Source organism: Aliivibrio sifiae (assembly GCF_002954705.1).
Taxonomy (GTDB): Bacteria; Pseudomonadota; Gammaproteobacteria; order Enterobacterales; family Vibrionaceae; genus Aliivibrio; species Aliivibrio sifiae_A.
In genome coordinates this window covers 2,056,662-2,077,107 of the sequence record NZ_MSCO01000001.1, presented here as the reverse complement: position 1 = coordinate 2,077,107, position 20,446 = coordinate 2,056,662, and the positions used below count along the sequence as shown (strand labels likewise).

General features: G+C 40.6%; 21 protein-coding genes. 20 read left to right on the top strand and 1 reads right to left on the bottom strand.

What is annotated here, in order from left to right:
* From BTO22_RS09240 to flhB, 16 genes are all read left to right on the top strand, one after another.
* Entirely contained in the window at positions 1–1,437 is a 1,437-nt protein-coding gene (locus BTO22_RS09240) for a sigma-54-dependent transcriptional regulator (protein WP_105055223.1), read from the top strand.
* A gap of 100 nt (positions 1,438–1,537) precedes the next feature.
* The gene (gene fliE / locus BTO22_RS09235; RefSeq protein WP_060991566.1) at positions 1,538–1,849 is read left to right on the top strand and encodes a flagellar hook-basal body complex protein FliE; all 312 of its coding nucleotides are present in this window, start codon (positions 1,538–1,540) and stop codon (positions 1,847–1,849) included.
* 17 nt (positions 1,850–1,866) lie between these two features.
* Positions 1,867–3,600 (top strand): flagellar basal-body MS-ring/collar protein FliF, encoded by a 1,734-nt coding sequence (gene fliF / locus BTO22_RS09230; RefSeq protein ID WP_105055222.1) that lies wholly within the window; start codon positions 1,867–1,869, stop codon positions 3,598–3,600.
* Positions 3,593–4,645 (top strand): flagellar motor switch protein FliG, encoded by a 1,053-nt coding sequence (gene fliG / locus BTO22_RS09225; RefSeq protein WP_060991564.1) that lies wholly within the window; start codon positions 3,593–3,595, stop codon positions 4,643–4,645. The genes fliF and fliG overlap by 8 nt, the downstream gene beginning before the upstream one ends.
* A 118-nt stretch (positions 4,646–4,763) precedes the next feature.
* Positions 4,764–5,561, top strand: a complete 798-nt coding sequence (fliH, locus tag BTO22_RS09220; protein WP_105055586.1) for a flagellar assembly protein FliH — start codon at positions 4,764–4,766, stop codon at positions 5,559–5,561.
* The gene (fliI, locus tag BTO22_RS09215; protein WP_105055221.1) at positions 5,561–6,880 is read left to right on the top strand and encodes a flagellar protein export ATPase FliI; all 1,320 of its coding nucleotides are present in this window, start codon (positions 5,561–5,563) and stop codon (positions 6,878–6,880) included. The genes fliH and fliI overlap by 1 nt, the downstream gene beginning before the upstream one ends.
* A gap of 28 nt (positions 6,881–6,908) precedes the next feature.
* The gene (gene fliJ, locus BTO22_RS09210) at positions 6,909–7,349 is read left to right on the top strand and encodes a flagellar export protein FliJ (protein WP_105055220.1); all 441 of its coding nucleotides are present in this window, start codon (positions 6,909–6,911) and stop codon (positions 7,347–7,349) included.
* Between the two features lie 129 nt (positions 7,350–7,478).
* Entirely contained in the window at positions 7,479–8,714 is a 1,236-nt protein-coding gene (locus tag BTO22_RS09205) for a flagellar hook-length control protein FliK (protein WP_105055219.1), read from the top strand.
* Positions 8,715–8,754: 40 nt separating this feature from the next.
* Positions 8,755–9,237, top strand: a complete 483-nt coding sequence (gene fliL / locus BTO22_RS09200) for a flagellar basal body-associated protein FliL (protein WP_105055218.1) — start codon at positions 8,755–8,757, stop codon at positions 9,235–9,237.
* A gap of 7 nt (positions 9,238–9,244) precedes the next feature.
* Positions 9,245–10,279, top strand: a complete 1,035-nt coding sequence (gene fliM / locus BTO22_RS09195; protein ID WP_105055217.1) for a flagellar motor switch protein FliM — start codon at positions 9,245–9,247, stop codon at positions 10,277–10,279.
* 21 nt (positions 10,280–10,300) lie between these two features.
* Positions 10,301–10,684 carry a flagellar motor switch protein FliN gene (gene fliN, locus BTO22_RS09190; protein WP_060991557.1) on the top strand — a complete coding sequence of 128 codons (384 nt, stop codon included), beginning with the start codon at positions 10,301–10,303 and terminating at the stop codon, positions 10,682–10,684.
* Positions 10,685–10,726: 42 nt separating this feature from the next.
* Positions 10,727–11,113, top strand: a complete 387-nt coding sequence (gene fliO / locus BTO22_RS09185; RefSeq protein WP_105055216.1) for a flagellar biosynthetic protein FliO — start codon at positions 10,727–10,729, stop codon at positions 11,111–11,113.
* Between the two features lie 40 nt (positions 11,114–11,153).
* On the top strand, positions 11,154–11,969 hold the full coding sequence (gene fliP / locus BTO22_RS09180; protein WP_374954015.1) for a flagellar type III secretion system pore protein FliP: 816 nt from the start codon (positions 11,154–11,156) through the stop codon (positions 11,967–11,969).
* Positions 11,970–11,978: 9 nt separating this feature from the next.
* Positions 11,979–12,248 carry a flagellar biosynthesis protein FliQ gene (gene fliQ / locus BTO22_RS09175; protein ID WP_105055214.1) on the top strand — a complete coding sequence of 90 codons (270 nt, stop codon included), beginning with the start codon at positions 11,979–11,981 and terminating at the stop codon, positions 12,246–12,248.
* A gap of 22 nt (positions 12,249–12,270) precedes the next feature.
* Positions 12,271–13,053: a flagellar biosynthetic protein FliR gene (gene fliR, locus BTO22_RS09170; protein WP_105055213.1), complete on the top strand. Its 783-nt coding sequence runs from the start codon at positions 12,271–12,273 to the stop codon at positions 13,051–13,053.
* 30 nt (positions 13,054–13,083) lie between these two features.
* Complete coding sequence (gene flhB / locus BTO22_RS09165; RefSeq protein WP_105055212.1) at positions 13,084–14,214, top strand: flagellar biosynthesis protein FlhB; 1,131 nt, start codon at positions 13,084–13,086, stop codon at positions 14,212–14,214.
* A 28-nt stretch (positions 14,215–14,242) separates the two neighbouring features.
* On the opposite strand, the gene BTO22_RS09160 is transcribed toward flhB, so the two are convergent.
* On the bottom strand, positions 14,243–14,914 hold the full coding sequence (locus tag BTO22_RS09160; RefSeq protein WP_105055211.1) for a flagellar brake protein: 672 nt from the start codon (positions 14,912–14,914) through the stop codon (positions 14,243–14,245).
* 264 nt (positions 14,915–15,178) lie between these two features.
* Between BTO22_RS09160 and flhA the strand changes: the two genes are divergently transcribed.
* The 4 genes from flhA to BTO22_RS09140 are packed head-to-tail and all read left to right on the top strand — an operon-like array spanning position 15,179 to position 20,405.
* Positions 15,179–17,275 carry a flagellar biosynthesis protein FlhA gene (flhA, locus tag BTO22_RS09155; protein WP_105055210.1) on the top strand — a complete coding sequence of 699 codons (2,097 nt, stop codon included), beginning with the start codon at positions 15,179–15,181 and terminating at the stop codon, positions 17,273–17,275.
* Positions 17,276–17,309: 34 nt separating this feature from the next.
* Positions 17,310–18,794, top strand: a complete 1,485-nt coding sequence (flhF, locus tag BTO22_RS09150) for a flagellar biosynthesis protein FlhF (protein WP_105055209.1) — start codon at positions 17,310–17,312, stop codon at positions 18,792–18,794.
* Positions 18,791–19,681 carry a MinD/ParA family protein gene (locus BTO22_RS09145; protein WP_105055208.1) on the top strand — a complete coding sequence of 297 codons (891 nt, stop codon included), beginning with the start codon at positions 18,791–18,793 and terminating at the stop codon, positions 19,679–19,681. The genes flhF and BTO22_RS09145 overlap by 4 nt, the downstream gene beginning before the upstream one ends.
* Entirely contained in the window at positions 19,674–20,405 is a 732-nt protein-coding gene (locus BTO22_RS09140) for an RNA polymerase sigma factor FliA (protein WP_105055207.1), read from the top strand. Before BTO22_RS09145 ends, BTO22_RS09140 begins: the two co-directional genes overlap by 8 nt.
* Positions 20,406–20,446 lie beyond the last annotated feature (41 nt).

The following is a 20,446-nucleotide window of genomic DNA, read 5'->3' as shown; positions in this document are numbered from 1 at the left end:
ATGGCGCAAAGTAAAGTACTGATCGTAGAAGATGATGAAGGCCTACGTGAAGCGTTGATCGACACCTTAGAATTAGCTGGTTATGAATGGATTGAAGCAGATAGTGCGGAAGCTGCTCTATTGATTTTGAAAAAAGAGCCTGTAGATATTGTTGTTTCAGATGTGCAAATGGCAGGTATGGGCGGCTTGGCATTATTACGTAGTATTAAGCTGAATTGGCCAAATTTGCCCGTTCTTCTAATGACAGCGTATGCCAATATTGAAGATGCGGTTTCAGCAATGAAAGAAGGCGCAATAGATTACATGGCGAAACCTTTTGCACCAGAAGTGCTTTTAAACATGGTAAGTCGCTATGCTCCAGTAAAAAATGAGCAAACGGGCGACGCCATTGTTGCTGATGAGAAAAGTCTTAAATTACTTAAATTGGCAGATAAAGTTGCTCGAACTGACGCAAACGTGATGGTGCTTGGCCCTAGTGGTTCAGGAAAAGAAGTGATGTCTCGTTATATTCATAACAATTCACAACGCAGTGAAGGGCCTTTTGTTGCAATTAACTGTGCCGCAATTCCTGACAACATGTTAGAAGCAACCCTATTTGGTTATGAAAAAGGCGCATTTACAGGCGCAGTTCAAGCGTGTCCGGGTAAATTTGAACAAGCGCAGGGCGGCACTATTTTACTGGATGAGATCAGTGAAATGGACCTTAACCTACAAGCGAAATTACTTCGTGTTCTACAAGAAAGAGAGGTTGAGCGTCTAGGTGGTCGTAAGAGTATTAAGCTTGATGTTCGTATTTTAGCGACAAGTAACCGTGATTTAAAAAAATACGTGGAAGAAGGTAATTTTAGAGAAGATTTATATTACCGTTTAAACGTATTCCCAATTGCATGGCCGCCATTAAAAGAGCGTAAAGGAGACATTAACCCTTTAGCGAAACATTTGATAGAGCGTCACTGTCAAAAACAAGGCTTACCTGTACCAACATTAACCGTTGATGCGATGGCTAAATTAGAGTCTTACCCTTGGCCTGGTAATGTGCGTGAGTTAGACAATGTTGTTCAACGAGCATTGATTTTGGCTGAAGGTAATCAGATCACTTCTGATGATGTATTACTTGAAGGTGTTGATTGGGCTGATGCTAGCAGTTTACAGCAAGTTGTAAGTGGCGAAGCTCCAACAATTAGACCTGAGCAGCAGATACCGTCAATAAATGAGCCATCAACTATTGAACTAGAAAGCACAAATGTTGATGCTATGAGTACATCGACAGGCTTAGGTGGTGAATTGCGTGAGCAAGAGTACATTATTATTCTAGAAACGATAAAAGCGTGTGATGGAAAGCGCAAAGATGTAGCCGAAAAACTAGGGATTAGCCCAAGAACACTGAGGTACAAACTTGCTAAGATGCGTGATGCTGGAATCGATATCCCAAGCTAAAACAGTTAGTTATAGTTATTGATATTTTGGTATGTAAATTGCTTTATATACTTCGGGTCGTAAAATTAAGTCAATTAGTTGACTGGGTCGGAGAATAGAAATGAAGATTGGTGGTTTACAGGACGAAATGCAAGCAATGATGCTTGACGCGTCAAATACAACGCGTCCAGCAACAGGTAAAGAGGTCGGTGCGGACTTCAGTGCTATGTTTGCAAAAGCAGTAAATAACGTGAATGGCTTACAACAAGCATCAAGTGATTTGGCTGTGCGTTTTGATCGTGGTGATGAAGGGGTTTCATTATCTGATGTAATGATTGCACGTAATAAATCAAGCGTAGCATTTGATGCGACAATTCAAGTGCGTAATAAGCTAGTTGATGCTTATAAAGCACTAATGAATATGCCTGTATAGTTTCTAGGAAGTAAAGCGTGTCAGAAGAAAATAAAAATACAGACTTAACGGTATCTGATGGAATGTCATCAGGCGGTGCAATGACACTGGATGGCTCCGTTGATGTACAAAATCCTGATGTAGATGAGCAAAGTTCTTCAAAATTAGATTCAGCGCTGGGTAATCTTGATCTATTGCGTCAAGTTATCTTAGTGTTATCTGTTTCTATTTGTGTAGCCTTAATTGTAATGCTCTTCTTTTGGGTGCAAGAACCTGAAATGCGACCGCTTGGTATGTATGAAACGGATGAATTAATCCAAGTTCTTGATCTCCTTGATGCGCAGAAAGCCGAATATAAACTAGATGGTAATACTATCTTAGTTCCTGCCTCTGAATTCAGTAAAATGAAATTAGATCTTTCTCGTGCTGGTTTAAATAAATCAGTTGATGAAGGTGATGAGATTCTATTGCAAGACATGGGCTTTGGTGTTTCACAGCGTTTAGAACAAGAGCGTCTAAAATTAAGCCGTGAACGTCAATTAGCCAGTACATTTGAGCAAATGCGTCCAATTCGTAAAGCACAAGTACTGCTTGCTATGCCAAAACAAAGTGTGTTTGTTCGTCATAACCAAGAAGCGTCAGCAACCGTATTTTTGACAATGCGTATGGGTGCTAGCCTAAAGCAAGAAGAAGTTGATTCTATTGTTGATATGGTTTCAAGTGCGGTTCCGGGAATGAAACCAACACGCGTTACCGTAACAGATCAGCATGGGCGTTTATTGAGTTCAGGCTCGCAAGATCCAATGGCAATGGCTCATCGTAAAGAGCAAGAATTAGAACGTAAGCAAGAGCAAACTCTGCGAGATAAAATTGACGCAATTTTAATTCCAGTATTAGGTTTAGGTAACTATACCGCTCAAGTTGATGTGTCTATGGACTTTAGTGCTGTTGAACAAACTCGCAAGAAGTTTGACCCACAAACGCCATCGACTCGAAGTGAATATACATTAGAGGATTATAATAACGGTAATGTTATTGCAGGGGTTCCTGGGGCGTTAAGTAATCAGCCTCCGGTTGATTCTGCTATCCCTCAAGACATTGCTGAGTTAAAAGACGGTTCAGTATTGGGTCAAGGTTCTGTACACAAGGAAGCAACACGAAACTTTGAGTTAGATACTATGATTAGCCATGAGCGTAAGCAAAGTGGCACCGTTGCTCGTCAAACTGTATCTGTTGCGATAAAAGAGCTTAAAAGTGTTAATCCTGATACAGGGGAAGTGACATATACTCCAATGTCAGCTGAACAAATTGATAAAATTCGTCAAATCATCATTGGTAGTGTTGGTCTTAATGAGCAACGTGGTGATTTATTGAACGTATTAAGTGTTAAGTTTGCTATTGAAGAACAGCCAATCGTCATTGATGTGCCTATTTGGGAAAATCCAAACTTTAATGATTGGATTAAATGGTTAGCTGGTGCTCTGGTTATTATTGCCGTGCTTCTTATCCTTGTTCGCCCAGCAATGAATAAATTGTTATTCCCTAACCAAGCAGAAGATGATGCGATGGCAAATGGCGAAGGTCATGCTGATGGTGAAATGGGCTTAATTGGTAGTGATTTGGATGGTGATGGATTTGAATTCGGCTCTGGTATCGACCTTCCAAACCTACATAAAGATGAAGACTTATTGAAAGCGGTTCGTGCTCTTGTAGCGAACGAACCAGAGCTTGCGGCGCAAGTCGTTAAAAACTGGGTATCTGAAAATGGCTAATGAGATTGTAGAAGCAGAAAAAAAAGATGAAGATAACCAAGAGTTTGATCTTTCATCACTCGCAGGCTCAGAGCGTGCAGCCATTTTGCTACTTAGTTTGAGTGAGGATGATGCCGCGAGCATTATCCGCCACTTAGAGCCAAAGCAAGTTCAGAAAGTGGGTGCAGCAATGGCAACGGTATCTGATTTAAATCAGGTTAAAGTGTCAGCTATTCACCGTGCTTTCTTAGAAGATATTCAGAAGTACACTAGTATCGGTATGGGTAGCGAAGACTTTATGCGTAATGCATTGGTTGCCGCTCTTGGTGAAGATAAGGCAAATAACCTTGTTGACCAGATTTTACTTGGTAGTGGTTCTAAAGGCTTGGATTCATTGAAATGGATGGACCCTCGTCAGGTGGCAAGCATCATAATGAATGAGCATCCACAGATCCAAACTATCGTATTGTCTTACCTAGACCCAGATCAATCGGCAGAGATTTTATCTCAATTCCCTGAACGTGTACGTCTTGATCTAATGATGCGAATTGCTCACCTTGAAGAAGTTCAGCCTTCAGCTCTGGCTGAACTGAACGAAATCATGGAGAAACAGTTTGCGGGTCAATCTGGTGCTCAAGCAGCCAAAATTGGCGGCCTGAAAGCAGCGGCAGAAATCATGAACTACCTAGATAACAGTATTGAAGGTATGTTGATGGATCAAATTCGTGACCAAGATGAAGAGACAGCAACGCAGATTCAAGATCTTATGTTTGTCTTTGAAAATCTTATTGATGTTCAAGATCAAGGCATTCAAATGCTATTGCGTGATGTTCCGCAAGAAGTGCTACAAAAAGCACTTAAAGGCGCAGATGATGCACTTAAAGAGAAGATGTTTAAGTGTATGTCAAAACGTGCAGCAGAGCTTATGCGTGATGACCTTGAAGCGATGGGACCAGTACGAGTTGCTGATGTTGAAGCTGCACAGAAAGAAATTCTGGCAGTGGCACGTCGAATGGCAGATTCTGGTGACCTAATGCTTTCTGGTGGTGCGGATGAATTCGTATAATACGTTTTCAGTGCGTTAAGTTATAATAAAACGGCTATTTCGGTTTGATATCAACATGATTGGTATTATTGAAATAGCCGTTGTGCTTTTTAAACTTCTAATTTTACGGATTATCATCATGAGTATCAGCAAAAAACGTGGCTTTATTCGCATTACCGATGAGAGTGAACTGCAACGAACTAATATTTGGGAATCTCCAGATTATTCTGATCCTGATAAACCAGCCCGTGAAACCGCATTAAATTACGATCCCAGTTGGGCACCTTCATTACCTAAAGAAGAAGAGCCTGAAGAGTTTGTACTTACTGATGAAATCATTGAGCAAATCAAACAAGGAGCTTATAACGAAGGTTTACTAGAAGGCCAAGAATTCGGCTACAAAGAAGGCTTAGAAAAGGGCCAAGTAGAAGGGTTCGAAGCGGGTAAGCCAGAGGGTTACCAAGTTGGTTATGACGAAGGTATCGCAGCAGGACAAGCTGAGATTCAAGAGCTAATTAAACAATTAATTGAAATGACGGATAAATTTTCAGCACCACTAGAATTAGTCGATTCTCAAGTAGAAAAACAGTTAGTAGATATGGTACTTGCTCTGACAAAAGAAGTAATTCATGTTGAGGTAAAAACCAATCCTCAAGTGCTTCTTGATACGGTTCGTGAGGCTGTCGAAACTCTACCTGTCACTGAACGAGAAATCACTATTTCGCTGAATCCAGAAGATCAACAACGCGTTATTGATGCTTATGGTGAAGAAACATTAGCTCAAAAGCAATGGACTCTTATTTCAGAACCGTCAATGAATGTCGGTGACATTAATATCCAAGCTTCCGATTCTAAAGTTAGCTACTTATTAGAAGAGCGCATCAAAAGCGTATTAGCTAAATTTTGTGGAGTTAACCGTCACCAAGGAAATCAGTAATGTTGCCATTATCTGAACGCCTTTCTCAATATCAAACAACGGGGCTAACTACTCGTGCGATTGCATCTGGTAAGTTAGTGCGTGTTGTTGGCTTAACGTTAGAAGCGACCGGTTGTCGAGCACCTATCGGAAGTTCTTGCTTAGTCGAAACTATTAACGGTGAAATTGAAGCAGAAGTCGTTGGTTTTTCTGGTGAAAATCTATTTTTAATGCCAAATGAACAAGTATCAGGTGTGTTGCCAGGTGCAAAAGTCACCCCAATAGTGGGCGGCAGTGGTATCTCTGTTGGTATGGAGCTGCTTGGACGAGTCGTGGATGGTGTTGGTAATCCTATTGATGATCTTGGTGAGTTATATACTGAAGAGACGGCATCATTTACTTCAGAGCCTATCAACCCATTAGCAAGAAAACCAATTTCAGAACCGCTTGATGTTGGTTTGAAAGCAATTAACGGTTTACTTACGGTTGGTAAAGGACAGCGTTTGGGTCTATTTGCCGGATCGGGTGTGGGTAAGTCGGTAACTCTTGGCATGATGACTCGTGGTACAACAGCGCAAGTGGTTGTTGTTGGTCTGATTGGTGAGCGTGGACGAGAAGTAAAAGAGTTCATCGAAGAGATTTTAGGTCCAGAAGGGCGACAACGATCAGTGGTTGTTGCAGCGCCTGCCGATTCATCAGCACTAATGCGATTAAAAGGCTGCCAGACCGCATTGACTATTGCTGAATACTTTCGCGATCAAGGTTTAGATGTTCTATTATTGATGGATTCATTGACGCGTTTTGCACAAGCTCAGCGTGAAATTGCACTGTCTGTTGGTGAACCACCAGCAACCAAAGGCTATCCGCCATCAGTATTTGCTAAGCTTCCTGCATTGGTAGAGCGAGCTGGTAATGGCAATGATGGCCAAGGCTCCATTACGGCATTCTTTACCGTGTTAACTGAAGGTGATGATTTACAAGATCCCATTGCGGATGCATCTCGAGCTATTCTTGATGGGCACATTGTACTTTCAAGAGAAATGGCAGATGCCGGTCACTATCCAGCGATTGATGTCGAGAAGTCAGTCAGTCGTGTTATGCCACAGATTACTGACGAAGAGCATATGCTCATGTCGAAAGCGGTGAGACAAGTACTGTCTATCTGTCGTAAAAACCAAGATTTGGTTTCGATTGGTGCATATAAGCCAGGAACAGATCCTGCGATAGATCAAGCCTTTACGTTGAAGCCGCGTTTAGATGAGTATTTACAACAGCGAATGAAAGAAAGTGTTCCATTTGACATGTGTAAAAGTATGCTAAAAATGTTGCTGAGTGGCTAAATGGCAATAATGAAAAAAGAGAAAGATCATGAGTACTACGTTTGATTTCTTATTAGAACAATCTCAAGAAAGAGAGAATCAAGCAGTAATGGCATTAAATACAGCCAAAGCCGAGCTTGATGATTTCTACGAGCAGGTAAAGCAGATAGAAAAATATCGTCTTGATTACTGTAATCAATTATTGCAGCGTGGCCAGCAAGGACTTACTGCGAGTCAATATGGCCACTTAAATAAGTTTTTAGTTCAACTTGATGAAACCTTAACCAAACAAAAGAGTGCGGAATCTCATTTCACTTCCCAAGTGGATAATTGCCAAACCTATTGGCAAGAAACTCGTAAACAGCGTCGTTCTTATGAATGGATGATCGATAAGAAAAAAACAGAACGTCAGAAAATGTTAGATAAACAAGAACAAAACATGATGGATGAATTTTCAACGTTACAGTTTTCTCGCCGTTCTCAATCTTAACGGTTCTGAGTATTTGTTTTTGATTTCCTTTCTATTATTAAAATTGGCTTAATATTTGCTTTAAAATATCAAACGTTGAGCCTCTATCGCTCTTGTCAAAAAATCCACACTCAATGTAGAGAACATACTATGAGCAGTCATGACTTATCATTAAACAGTATCAATAAAAATGTGCCTATAAAGCCTGATACGAAAACGGCTGCCGTAGAACAAACAGAATCTGAAGGCTTTGTTGAAGAGCTAAAAGAATTGATGGGATTAAGTGAAAAAGAAGACGCCAAAAAAGCAGCGGTTGAAGAAAAATCAGCCGCTGAGAAAGCAAGACAGGCTGAGAAAAAAGAAAAAGCCGACGAGTTAGAAAAAAAAGAAGACAGCGTAGAAGACAAAGTTGGTGAAGGCTCTGAGTTATTATCTCGTCTTGATCAAGCGAATGGTACGCTTGTGGATAGTAAGAAAAGCAAAGAAGATGCAGATAAAACGTCAGGATCTAGTGGGGAAGAGTTAGATCAGGAAGACGGAAAAGAAGCTATACTTACTCAAGCAACGGTTGGTGCCGCTGCTGGTAAAGAAAGCAGTAAAACCGTTGGTGATGAGTCAGACCCTACCCAAGAAATTCAATGGGGTAAGCAATCTAAAGCTGTGAGTGGCGAAGCTCAAACCAAAGGCGAAGCTTCTGGCAACAAAGAATCAACTAAGGAGCTGTTAACTTCAACGGCTCTTATCGGAAAAGCAGAAGCTGAGTCTGGTAAATTAGCCGATGCACAAAAAGCTAAACTGGATATATCAGCGTTAGGAATGACACAGGTCGTTAACGGTGACGCAGTTAATTTAACCGAATCAAAAACAACAGACTCTTTTGCTCAGCAATTAGCAACGGCATCAGGGACGACAGCAACACAACAAGCGGCAGCAGCTCAAGCGCAACGAACAGATCCGATGAATGTGCCTTTAAATATCCGTCAAGAAATGGCCAGTGATGAAGTTGCAGAGCGCATCAATATGATGATGGCAAAAAACTTAAAGCATGTTGATATTCGATTGGATCCACCAGAAATGGGACGCATGCATATTCGTTTGAATATGGGGGCTGATAGTGCTGGAGTTCAGTTTACAGTATCGAATCAACATGCTCGTGATGCTATAGAGCAAAGTTTACCGCGTTTACGTGAAATGTTTGCTCAACAAGGCATTCAATTGGCCGATACATCAGTACAGCAACAAAGCTCTGGCGATTCTTCACAATATGGCTATCAAAAAGAAGAGTCTTCTCGTCAAGGTTCTGGTTTTAGTGAAATGTCTTCTGAAGAGCATGAAGTCAGTGTTCAAGTATCAAAACCAAATGACGGCATTAGTTTTTACGCCTAATTTAGAATAATAATTTACGATTTATCCAAAAGGAAAAACAATGGCTGATCAAGGTGCCTCATTTAAAAATAAAAAGAAACTGATCATTCTCATCGCATTGATTGTATTATTACTTATTGGTGGTGCAGGGGCTTGGTTCTTTATGTCGAGTGAACCAAAAGCAGAACCAACAGAGCAAGATATTGCTGCACTAGAAGCAAAAATGCCGGCGTTATATTTAAACCTACCTCAACCATTTATTTTCAATGTGACAGGTGATAAACGAGATCGTCTAGTACAATTGAAAGTTCAAGTTGTAATGCGAGGTACAGATAATGAAGCGGTTGCAATACAACATACTCCTTTAATTGAAAGTGCCTTATTATCTACTTTTGCCGCAGCTTCAGTTGAGCAATTAAGAGAGCCTCGTGGTCGTATTGATCTTCGAGAGCAGGCAACGCGTGATATTCAAGATGCCTTTACCAAAATTACAGCTAAACCTGTAATTGAAAAAGTATTATTTACTGACTTTGTAATGCAATAGGTTCAATGTGACAGATCTATTATCTCAAGATGAAATTGATGCTCTACTCCACGGTGTAGATGACATCGAAGATGAAGTGCCTGGTGGTGATGAAAACGTAGGTTCAATGAAGAACTTTGATTTCTCATCGCAGGACCGCATCGTTCGTGGTCGAATGCCAACACTGGAATTGATTAATGAGCGTTTTGCTCGTCATATGCGTATTAGCTTGTTTAATATGCTAAGAAAGACGGCAGAAGTGTCAATCAACGGTGTATCAATGGTGAAATTTGGTGAATACCAAAATACACTTTATGTACCAACCAGTTTAAATATGGTGCGTTTCCGTCCGTTAAAAGGAACGGCACTAGTGACTATGGAAGCGCGTTTAGTTTTCATTCTAGTAGAAAACTTCTTTGGTGGTGATGGTCGATTCCATGCCAAGATTGAAGGTCGTGAATTTACACCAACAGAGCGACGCATTATTCAATTACTACTAAAAGTCGTTTTTGAAGATTATAAAGAAGCTTGGTCTCCAGTGATGGGGGTTGAATTTGAATATTTAGATTCAGAAGTTAACCCAACCATGGCAAACATTGTGAGCCCAACAGAGGTTATCGTAGTCAGTTCATTTCATATTGAAGTGGATGGCGGTGGTGGTGATTTCCACGTAGTGTTTCCATATTCAATGGTTGAACCAATTCGTGAATTGCTTGATGCCGGTGTTCAAAGTGACAAGATGGACACTGATGTTCGTTGGAGCAAGGCGCTGCGTGATGAAATCATGGATGTGCCTGTTGAAATGAAGGTTAATCTATTAGAAAGCCAAATTTCATTACGAGACTTAATGGATTTAGAAGCGGGCGATATAATCCCTGTTGAGATGCCAGAGGCTGCAACTGTATTTGTAGAAGAACTGCCAACCTATCGCGGTAAAGTAGGGAAATCTAACGATAAATTAGCGGTACAGATCACTGAGAAAATCAAACGCCCTGATATGGTGAAAACGGATTTAGCCTTCTTAGGCAAAGACGTATTGTTTGATCTAGATGACGAAGAATAAGATAAAAGAAGGTAATGGATCATGGATTCAAATGAACAACAAATGGCTGACGAATGGGCAGCAGCGTTAAGTGAAAGTGCAGAAGCGGTATCAGCACCTTTAGAAGATTTAGAAGAAAAAGCGCCGGCGTTTAACGAAGATGAACGTCGCAAGCTTGATACAATTCTAGATATTCCAGTAACTATTTCTATGGAAGTAGGGCGCTCACATATTAGTATTCGTAACCTATTACAACTTAACCAAGGTTCAGTTGTTGAGCTCGACCGTATCGCTGGTGAATCACTGGATGTTATGGTTAATGGTACGCTGATTGCTCACGGTGAAGTTGTTGTCGTGAATGATAAATTTGGTATTCGTCTAACAGACGTTATTAGCCAAACTGAACGTATCAAAAAGCTACGTTAATTTACCTACTTAGCTAAGTACTTGAACAAAAAGGAAAGGAATATGAGACAGCTATGGTTATTGGCCTTCGTGCCCTTTCCTTTGTTCGCTGCAAGCGGTACCAATGTTGATTTAGCTGCAACTTTGGGGTCACTCATTTTTGTTATCGCACTCATCTTATTTTTTGCATGGTTGCTAAAACGAATGAGAGTTCCGGGAGTTACAGGGGGTTCCGGCAGTGCAATGAGCATTGTAAAACAACTTCCTGTTGGAACTAAAGAGCGTATTGCTGTCGTTCAAGTTGGAGAAGAGCAATTCCTTATCGGGATAACTTCTCAAAATATCAATATGCTGAGCAAACTTGAAAAACCGCTAGAGATGACAGAAAGCACACTGACGCCATTTTCAACACAACTAAGCCAACTGATGAAAAAAAATGTTAAAAACTAAATTAATTGCCGCCACTTTGGCGGTTTTTTCACTCTTATTCATGGCATCTTCTGTATGGGCGGCTGATGATCTAGCAAGCTCTATTCCTGCCACTGCCGCCAGCGGTGAAAGCATGACAGTGACTGCGATGGAAAAAGATTCAGGCGCCGCGAAAACCATCGCAAAAGGCAGCTCCTCTGGTAGTGGTATTCCTGCTTTTACCATGACAACCAATGCGAATGGTGGAGAAGATTATTCGGTTAACCTTCAGATATTAGGTTTAATGACCATGCTAGGCTTCTTGCCAGCCATGGTTATTTTGATGACATCATTTACTCGTATTGTTGTGGTTATGTCGATCCTCCGACAAGCTATGGGTCTACAGCAAACACCATCAAATCAAGTGATTATAGGTATCGCTATGTTTTTGACTTTTTTCATCATGGCACCCGTGTTTGATAAAGTGAATGACACCGCGATTCAGCCTTATATCAATGAAGAAATTAGTGCTCGTGAAGCATTTGATGTTGCTCAAGTACCAATGAAAGAATTCATGTTGGCACAAACTCGCGTTAAAGATTTAGAAACGTTTGTTAATATGTCAGGCGTTGAAGCGGAAAATCCTGAAGATGTTCCTATTACCGTTATCATTCCTGCATTTATTACTTCAGAGCTCAAAACGGCATTCCAAATTGGTTTTATGCTTTTCTTACCGTTCTTAATTATCGACTTAGTGGTGGCTTCAGTCTTGATGGCCATGGGTATGATGATGCTTTCACCTATGATCGTATCGTTACCGTTTAAATTGATGTTGTTTGTATTGGTTGATGGTTGGAATTTAATTCTTTCAACTCTCGCTGGTAGCTTTACAACTTAAGGAGCCAACATGACCCCTGAAATGGCGATAGAGCTATTCCGCGGTGCACTGTACATGGTGCTTATCATGGTGTGTGCTATTATCATCCCAAGTTTATTGATTGGTTTAGTGGTTGCTGTTTTCCAAGCGGCAACCTCAATCAATGAGCAAACGTTGAGTTTTTTACCGCGTTTAATCATCACGTTATTAGCATTAATGCTGTTTGGGCATTGGATGACCAGAATGCTAATGGAGTATTTTTACGAGTTGATCGCGCGAATGCCGACGGTTTTGTATTAACGAATAACGCTGAGCTGATGTTATGGAATATCCAACTCAAATAGTTTTAGATTTTATAGCGACCTATTTTTGGCCCTATACTCGCATCTCTGCCATGTTAATGGTGATGTCTGTATTTGGGGCGCGATTTGTGTCACCAAGAATTCGACTCTATTTGGGCTTAAGCATTACTTTGGCTGTCATGCCTGTAATCCCAGCGATGCCACCTGAAATTCAACTGGTTTCTTTTCAGGGGTTTATGACCACAGCTGAGCAAATCATTATTGGTGTAGCGATGGGAATGGTGACAGTTTTTGTTACTCAAACCTTTGTCTTACTTGGGCAAATTCTGGGTATGCAATCGAGTCTCGGTTTCGCTTCCATGGTCGATCCTGCGAATGGACAAAATACTCCCTTACTTGGTCAATTATTTATGTTTCTGTCTATCCTATTTTTCTTGGGAACAGACGGGCATTTAAAAATGATTAACTTTGTTGTGATGAGTTTTACTACGTTACCTGTAGGCGTAGGAAAGTTAACTAGTGTTGATTTTCAATCATTAGCAGGTTGGCTTGGAATAATGATGAAAGCAGGCTTAAGTATGTCTCTTTCTGGAATTATTGCCTTATTAACGGTTAATTTATCGTTTGGTGTAATGACTCGTGCTGCTCCTCAGTTGAACATATTCTCATTAGGTTTTGCGTTTGCATTACTTGTGGGGTTATTACTGACTTCTTATATTATCCTTGGTTTATTTACTCATTATGATTTGCATTGGGGACGAGCAGAAGAACAAATATGCAGCATGATAAGGTTGGATTGCTAATGGCTGAATTAAGATCATTGGAGGTCAGTCATGGCAGAAAGTGACGGCCAAGAACGTACCGAAGACGCCACGTCCAAACGCTTGCAACAAGCCAAAGATAAAGGGCAGGTTGCAAGGTCAAAAGAATTGGCGTCAGTATCGGTACTCGTATGTGGTTCAGTAGCGCTAATGTGGTTCGGTGAAGATGTTGCTAAAGCGCTTTTCTCTATTATGGAGCGTTTATTTTCCCTTTCACGCGAAGAGATTTTTGACACCAATAAATTATTAGAAATTGTTGGTGGTGCATTGGGGGCATTAGTTTTCCCAGTATTATTGATATTGGTTACCTTATTTGTTGCAGCATTAATTGGTGCGGCAGGGCTTGGGGGGATCAGCTTTTCAGCAGAAGCGGCTATGCCGAAACCATCGAAGATGAACCCTATGTCAGGTATTAAACGTATGTTTGGTATGCAGAGTTGGGTGGAGCTTTTAAAGTCGATATTAAAAGTGTCACTGGTTGGAGGAACGGCTTATTATTTGATAGATAAAAGTAAAGAGGATTTATTTCAACTGAGTTTAGATACTTATCCATCTAATATCTTTCATTCTCTTGATATTTTATTGAATTTTATCTTATTGATAAGTTGTACTTTATTGATTGTGGTTGCTATCGATATTCCTTTTCAAATTTGGCAACATGCTAATCAATTGAAGATGACGAAACAAGAAATAAAAGATGAATATAAAGAAACAGAGGGTAAGCCTGAAGTCAAAGGGCGTATTCGTATGCTTCAACGAGAAATGACTCAGCGACGAATGATGGCGGATGTACCCTCAGCTGATGTTATTGTTACTAACCCAGAGCACTATTCTGTGGCTTTACGTTATGATCAAAGTAAAGACTCCGCGCCGATAGTTGTCGCCAAAGGTATTGATCATGTAGCAATGAAAATTCGAGAAATTGCGCGTGAGCATAATATCGATATTTTACCAGCACCACCGTTAGCTCGTGCGCTATACCATTCAACGGAAGTAGAGCAGCAAATTCCAGATGGATTATTTGCCGCTGTAGCGCAGATTTTAGCGTATATATTTCAGATGAAACAATACAAGAAAAAGGGTGGAACCAAGCCAGAGCTTGATGAAGATACCCTGACCATTCCAGATGAGCTAAAGAAATAGGAATAACAAGGTCATTCCTATTTCTTTATTAACTCCAACCTTTAAGAATGCATTGGTGATGAAGAGTTTGAAGATCTGATTCACTCATATTGCCGGAATCAAACATCACTCCAAGCTTTGATTGCTTTTCTTTTGCGTCGACATTTTTTATCTCACCGGTAACCGTGATTGGCGCAATCGTTTCTAATTCAATGGAAACACTGACTTTTTGATTAAGTAGGTTATTTGAATTCAACTTCGCAGGGAGTGAAACCGCGCACCCTCCAACCGAAAAATCCGTCATTACGCCCGTTAGATTATGACTTCGAATTGCTAAATTACAGGAAAATTGAGTTTTAAGGCGTTGATGAGTTCGGATTTGTCTCATTGAAATGCTTTTAGGCGCATGAAGACAAATCATCTCCATTGGACGGTAAATAACGGAGTGGACTTGTGTTCTAAACGCGATGACGTCGCGATGTGTTGTATTGGTAATGGAGCGAAAGGTAACTTCCGCGCCCTCTAAATAGATTTTGTTAAATTCTAAAGGAGGTGAAATAGGATAATCGATGAAAATGTATTGGCCTTTTTTAAATCCAACTAATGTTGAACTTGCTTGAGCTGATTGGCCATTTGGTGAAGTAATTTCGATAATGACTCTAGCACCAATATCCATTTTATTAAGCACGTTTTGATCCGTACTAAGTGATACGTCAGTCATACAAACACCAAATCAAAGAAGAAGCCTATAATTATACAAAGGACGTCATGATTTTCAATCTTGTTCGGTCTTTTTCCTTAGGAATTAAATGGTTAATTCAAAGTTTGTGATTATTGTTATATCTGTCAGAAAAGTGGAGTAGCAAAGCCAAAAAAGTGACATTAATCTGGCTCGAAACTTGCTTTATTTGGGAAGTAATCATGTTATCAGTTATTTATTATTGATAATTTTCAATAATAACGTCGAGTATAAGAAGCAGAAGTAATGAAATTTCAAATGCCCCTTCCAAATAAGCTGTCTGCCTTAAAAGGTACAAAACTACCGCCTATAGGTGCACCAGTATTAGTACTGTCCACTCTAGCGATGGTGATACTGCCAATACCAGCATTTTTACTCGACTTAATGTTTACCTTCAATATCGCTTTGGCAATGGTGGTGCTATTAGTCACCATCTATACTCGTAGACCGCTTGATTTTGCAGCTTTTCCTACCATTCTTTTAGTTTCTACCTTGCTTCGTTTAGCATTGAACGTTGCCTCAACTCGTGTGGTATTACTGCATGGTCATGAAGGGCCTGGGGCTGCGGGTAACGTAATTGATGCGTTTGGTAACGTAGTTATCGGGGGGAACTATGCGGTGGGTTTAATCGTATTTATTATCTTGATGATCATTAACTTTATGGTTGTAACCAAAGGTGCTGGTCGTATTTCAGAAGTAAGTGCGCGTTTTACTTTGGATGCATTACCGGGCAAACAAATGGCGATTGATGCCGATTTGAATGCAGGGCTTATTGACCAAGAACAAGCAAGAACTCGTCGCTTTGAAGTAACCAAAGAAGCAGATTTCTACGGCTCAATGGATGGTGCGTCTAAATTCGTAAAAGGGGATGCCATTGCAGGTATTCTTATTCTGTTCATCAATATCATTGGCGGCCTTATTATCGGTATGGCGCAATTTAATTTAGGTTTTGGTGAAGCGATTCAAATATATACATTGCTGACGATTGGTGATGGTCTGGTTGCTCAGATCCCATCGCTATTATTATCTATCGGTGCTGCGATCATGGTTACTCGTCAAAATACCGATGAAGACATGGGTGAGCAACTTGTATTTCAATTAGTAGATAACCCAAAAGCATTAATGGTGACTGCTGGAATCATGTTTGTGATGGGTATTGTCCCTGGAATGCCTCATTTCCCATTTATCCTACTTGCGCTTCTTGCGAGTGGCTGGGCGTATTATTTGACCAAGAAGAAAGGTCAAGAGAACGAAGACAAGAAAGCGGCGCCTCCTATGGAGATGTCATCGTCACAACAACCTAAAGAATTGTCATGGGATGATGTACAACCTGTTGATGTTATCGGACTTGAAGTGGGCTATCGTTTAATTCCAATGGTAGACAAAGAACAAGGCGGTGAACTGCTTGATCGTGTTAAAGGCGTTCGTAAGAAACTATCACAAGATTTTGGTTTCCTTGTTCCTGCTGTGCACATTCGAGATAACTTAGAGTTACCACCAAACGTATATCGAATTACCTTAATGGGTGTGGCAGGCGGTGAAGCTGAAATTCGTCCTGATAAAGAACTTGCGATTAATCCAGGGCAAGTTTATGGGTCAATTGAAGGTGAACCAACATTCGACCCAGCTTTTGGTTTAGAAGCGGTTTGGATTAATGGCGAGCAAAGAGAACATGCTCAAGCTCTGGGCTATACTGTAGTGGATGCTGCTACAGTGTTAGCAACACATTTAAGTCAATTATTAACCAATAATGCGGCGCAGTTATTAGGTCATGAAGAAGTTCAAAACTTATTAGAGTTGCTTTCACAAAGCTCACCTAAATTGGTTGAAGGTTTAGTGCCAGATCAGCTACCGTTAGGTGCGGTAGTTAAAGTGCTTCAGAATTTATTAAATGAAGCAATTCCGGTTCGTGATATTAGAACCATTGTCCAAACTTTGTCGGAATATGCGCCTAAGAGTCAAGAACCTGACATTTTGACGGCAGCAGTTCGAATTGCTCTAAAACGATTAATTATCCAGGAAATCAATGGTATAGAGGCAGAAATGCCTGTTATTACATTAATTCCTGAGTTGGAACAAATATTGCATCAAACAATGCAGGCATCGGGTGGTGAGACCACAGGTATTGAACCAGGGCTAGCTGAACGCTTACAGACTTCTTTAACTTTAGCGACTCAAGAGCAAGAGTTAAAAGGAGAGGCGGCAGTCTTATTGACCTCTGGGGTATTACGTTCGACATTAGCCAAGTTTGTTAAGAATACGATTCCTAACTTACGAGTGCTTTCTTATCAAGAAATACCAGATGAGAAGCAAATTAGAATAGTTCAAGCTGTTGGTAACTAACCGCGTCGACTTAATTTAGCGCAGGAATACGATATTGAAAATTAAACGATTTTTTGCAAAAGACATGCGTTCAGCTCTAGTTCAAGTAAAAGAAGAATTAGGCGTTGATGCAGTCATTATGTCAAATAAAAAAGTAACCGGTGGTATTGAGATCGTTGCAGCTATTGACCCTAATTCTCAGCAGGGCTCACTTTCTACGCCTGCATCTCGTCGAATTGAAGAAGATAAAGTAAGCGTTGGAAAGGGGTCAATGACTCGACGCTTTGCTAACATGGTCAAACAATATGGTTCTAATAGCGACTCGGCTGATCAAGAACCAGAACTGGTTAAAATAGAAAGAGAAGAAGACAGTTTAGCGGCATTACTAAAGCGCCAATCTAAGTTTCAAGGCCAGCCGTCAAACTCTTATCAATCAATGAAGGCTCAAGCTCCTAAGCTTGATACATCTGAAATGACTCGTGCGATTCAAAGTAATCCTAATTTAGCGCACCTTATTTCAGATGAACCAATGAGACAGCAAAGTCAGCCAGCACAACCAAGGTTAGATCCTTCTCGTTATGAGAAAGGAAGACGTTCAACGCATGACTCTAATGAAGACTTAGAACACATGCGTTCAGAAATGTCGTCTATTCGCCGTTTATTAGAGCATCAAGTTTCAGGTTTAATGTGGCAAGAAGTTGAGCGACGTGAACCGTTGCGAGCTATGTTGATTAAACGATTAGAAAAGATGGGTTTGTCAGCAGAACTTGCTGATCAACTTGCTTGTTATATTCCAGAAGATACAGCACCAAAAGATGCGTGGCCTGCATTACTTAAATTATTAGCAGAGCAAATACCAACAGCAAAAGTTGATACTTTATCGCGAGGCGGTATTGTTGCGTTATTAGGGCCAACGGGGGTTGGTAAAACAACAACTATTGCTAAATTAGCGGCAAGAGCTGCAATGGAGTATGGACCAGATCAAGTCGCATTAGTAACTACTGATACATTCCGAATTGGGGCTCAGGAGCAACTTGCTATTTATGGTCGTATTATGGGATGTCCAGTACGTATTGCTAAAGGCGCAGATGAACTGGCTTCGGTATTATACCAATTACGTAATCGCCGCCTTGTTCTTGTTGACACCGCGGGAATGGGTCAACGTGATATTCGTTTAACAGAGCAGCTTGATACACTAATGGAAAATAGTGGTTCACAAATTAGCAGCTATTTAGTGATGCCAGCGACAGCGCAGCGCAGAGTATTACAAGAAACAATCGACCACTTCAAACGTATCCCATTATCTGGATGTATTTTGAGTAAGATCGATGAATCGTTAAGTTTAGGTGAGTTAATTAGCGTAACAATTGAGAATGGATTGCCAATAGCTTATATAGCAAATGGGCAGAGAGTACCTGAAGACATTGTACTCGCTCAACCAAAATATTTAGTAGCAAAAGCAAACGAATTACTAGAAAAAACGACGGAAAAGGACCCTCATTTCTGGAATAGCGACATGCCAGAGGCAGACAATTTATGATTGATAATAATATATACGATCAGGCTAGTGGATTACGACGACTGACCAAACCTACGCTGACCAAAGTGGTTGCCGTAACGGGTGGTAAAGGTGGTGTAGGTAAAACAAACGTAACATTAAATTTAGCATTATCACTTGCTCAGCAGGGAAAGAAAGTGATGGTATTAGATGGTGACCTTGGCTTAGCAAATATTGATATTATGCTGGGAGTTCGAACACATAAGAACTTAGGCCATGTTCTGGATGGTGAATGCGATCTTGCAGACATTATTGTTGAAGGTCCCTATGGCGTTAAATTAATTCCAGCGACATCAGGTTCTAAATCGATGGCAGAATTAAACCCAGCACAACATGTAGGATTAATTCGAGCTTTCAGTAGTTTAGAAGATGATATTGATGTACTTCTTATTGATACTGCAGCAGGGATATCGGACATGGTAACGAGTTTTTCTCGTGCCGCTCAAGATGTACTTGTTGTTGTTTGTGATGAACCGACGTCAATAACAGATGCGTACGCTTTAATTAAACTATTAAGCCGTGAGCACAACGTTCAGCGCTTTAAAATTGTGGCTAACATGGTGAGAAGTTACCGTGAAGGTCGTGAGCTGTTTGCTAAGTTAACATTAGTAACTGACCGCTTTTTATCTGCAAATATGGAATTAGTAGCTTGTATTCCATTAGATGAAAAAGTACGTTTATCTGTTAGAAAACAGAAAGTAGTTGTTGATGCTTATCCTCGCTCTCCAGCAGCGTTAGCGATGAAATCATTGGCGAATAAAGTAGTCACTTGGCCAGTACCAAAAGCGCCAAGCGGTCACTTGGAATTCTTCGTAGAAAAACTACTGCGAGGAGAAAAAGCAAGTGAGGTAGAGGACGATTATGTCTGATGGGCTAACTTACGATCATAAGGGTAACGTTAACAGTCAAAAGGCGTTTTTAGAGCGCTATTCTGATTTAGTGAAACGAATTGCTCACCATTTAATGGCAAGGTTACCTGCGAGCGTGCTAGTTGATGATCTTATTCAGTCTGGCATGATCGGTCTGTTAGAAGCTCAGCAGAATTACGATGGTAGTAAAGGCGCAAGCTTTGAAACTTACGCAGGGATCCGTATTCGGGGTTCAATGTTGGATGAAATCCGACGTGGTGATTGGGTTCCTCGTTCTGTTCATAAAAACAGTCGTATGATTAATTCTGCAATTAAAGCTCTTGAAGCTAAACTTTCTCGTGAACCGGTCGATAAAGAGATAGCAGAATATTTAGAGTTACCGTTAGATCAATATTATCAGATACTTAATGATGTAAATTGCGGTAAACTAGTCGGCATGGAAGATTTAGGTGTTTCTGATGATGTTATTACAATAGAAGATAATGCTGACGATAATACTCCATTTCAAGGTGTTGCCGATGAACACTTTAGAGTAGCTCTTGTGGAAGCGATTAAAACGCTTCCTGAAAGAGAAGCTCTGGTTTTATCTCTTTATTATGATGAAGAGTTAAACCTTAAAGAAATTGGTGCGGTTATTGGTGTCAGCGAATCTCGTGTCAGCCAAATCCACAGCCAATCAATGCAACGACTACGGGCCAAGTTATCAACTTGGACAGTAGAATAATTAAATCCCGTTACTTTGCCCTCACTGGAGGCGATTTTGAA

Excerpts from the sequence above, each read along its gene's own strand:
- fliL (WP_105055218.1), top strand. The coding sequence starts at position 8,755 with ATGGCTGATCAAGGTGCCTCATTTAAAAATAAAAAGAAACTGATCATT.
- fliI (WP_105055221.1), top strand. The coding sequence starts at position 5,561 with ATGTTGCCATTATCTGAACGCCTTTCTCAATATCAAACAACGGGGCTA.
- BTO22_RS09205 (WP_105055219.1), top strand. The coding sequence starts at position 7,479 with ATGAGCAGTCATGACTTATCATTAAACAGTATCAATAAAAATGTGCCT.
- flhB (WP_105055212.1), top strand. The coding sequence starts at position 13,084 with ATGGCAGAAAGTGACGGCCAAGAACGTACCGAAGACGCCACGTCCAAA.
- flhA (WP_105055210.1), top strand. The coding sequence starts at position 15,179 with ATGAAATTTCAAATGCCCCTTCCAAATAAGCTGTCTGCCTTAAAAGGT.
- BTO22_RS09240 (WP_105055223.1), top strand. The coding sequence starts at position 1 with ATGGCGCAAAGTAAAGTACTGATCGTAGAAGATGATGAAGGCCTACGT.
- fliQ (WP_105055214.1), top strand. The coding sequence starts at position 11,979 with ATGACCCCTGAAATGGCGATAGAGCTATTCCGCGGTGCACTGTACATG.
- fliJ (WP_105055220.1), top strand. The coding sequence starts at position 6,909 with ATGAGTACTACGTTTGATTTCTTATTAGAACAATCTCAAGAAAGAGAG.
- fliP (WP_374954015.1), top strand. The coding sequence starts at position 11,154 with ATGGCATCTTCTGTATGGGCGGCTGATGATCTAGCAAGCTCTATTCCT.
- fliO (WP_105055216.1), top strand. The coding sequence starts at position 10,727 with ATGAGACAGCTATGGTTATTGGCCTTCGTGCCCTTTCCTTTGTTCGCT.
- BTO22_RS09145 (WP_105055208.1), top strand. The coding sequence starts at position 18,791 with ATGATTGATAATAATATATACGATCAGGCTAGTGGATTACGACGACTG.
- fliN (WP_060991557.1), top strand. The coding sequence starts at position 10,301 with ATGGATTCAAATGAACAACAAATGGCTGACGAATGGGCAGCAGCGTTA.
- fliG (WP_060991564.1), top strand. The coding sequence starts at position 3,593 with ATGGCTAATGAGATTGTAGAAGCAGAAAAAAAAGATGAAGATAACCAA.
- BTO22_RS09160 (WP_105055211.1), bottom strand. The coding sequence starts at position 14,914 with ATGACTGACGTATCACTTAGTACGGATCAAAACGTGCTTAATAAAATG.
- BTO22_RS09140 (WP_105055207.1), top strand. The coding sequence starts at position 19,674 with ATGTCTGATGGGCTAACTTACGATCATAAGGGTAACGTTAACAGTCAA.
- fliE (WP_060991566.1), top strand. The coding sequence starts at position 1,538 with ATGAAGATTGGTGGTTTACAGGACGAAATGCAAGCAATGATGCTTGAC.
- fliR (WP_105055213.1), top strand. The coding sequence starts at position 12,271 with ATGGAATATCCAACTCAAATAGTTTTAGATTTTATAGCGACCTATTTT.
- fliH (WP_105055586.1), top strand. The coding sequence starts at position 4,764 with ATGAGTATCAGCAAAAAACGTGGCTTTATTCGCATTACCGATGAGAGT.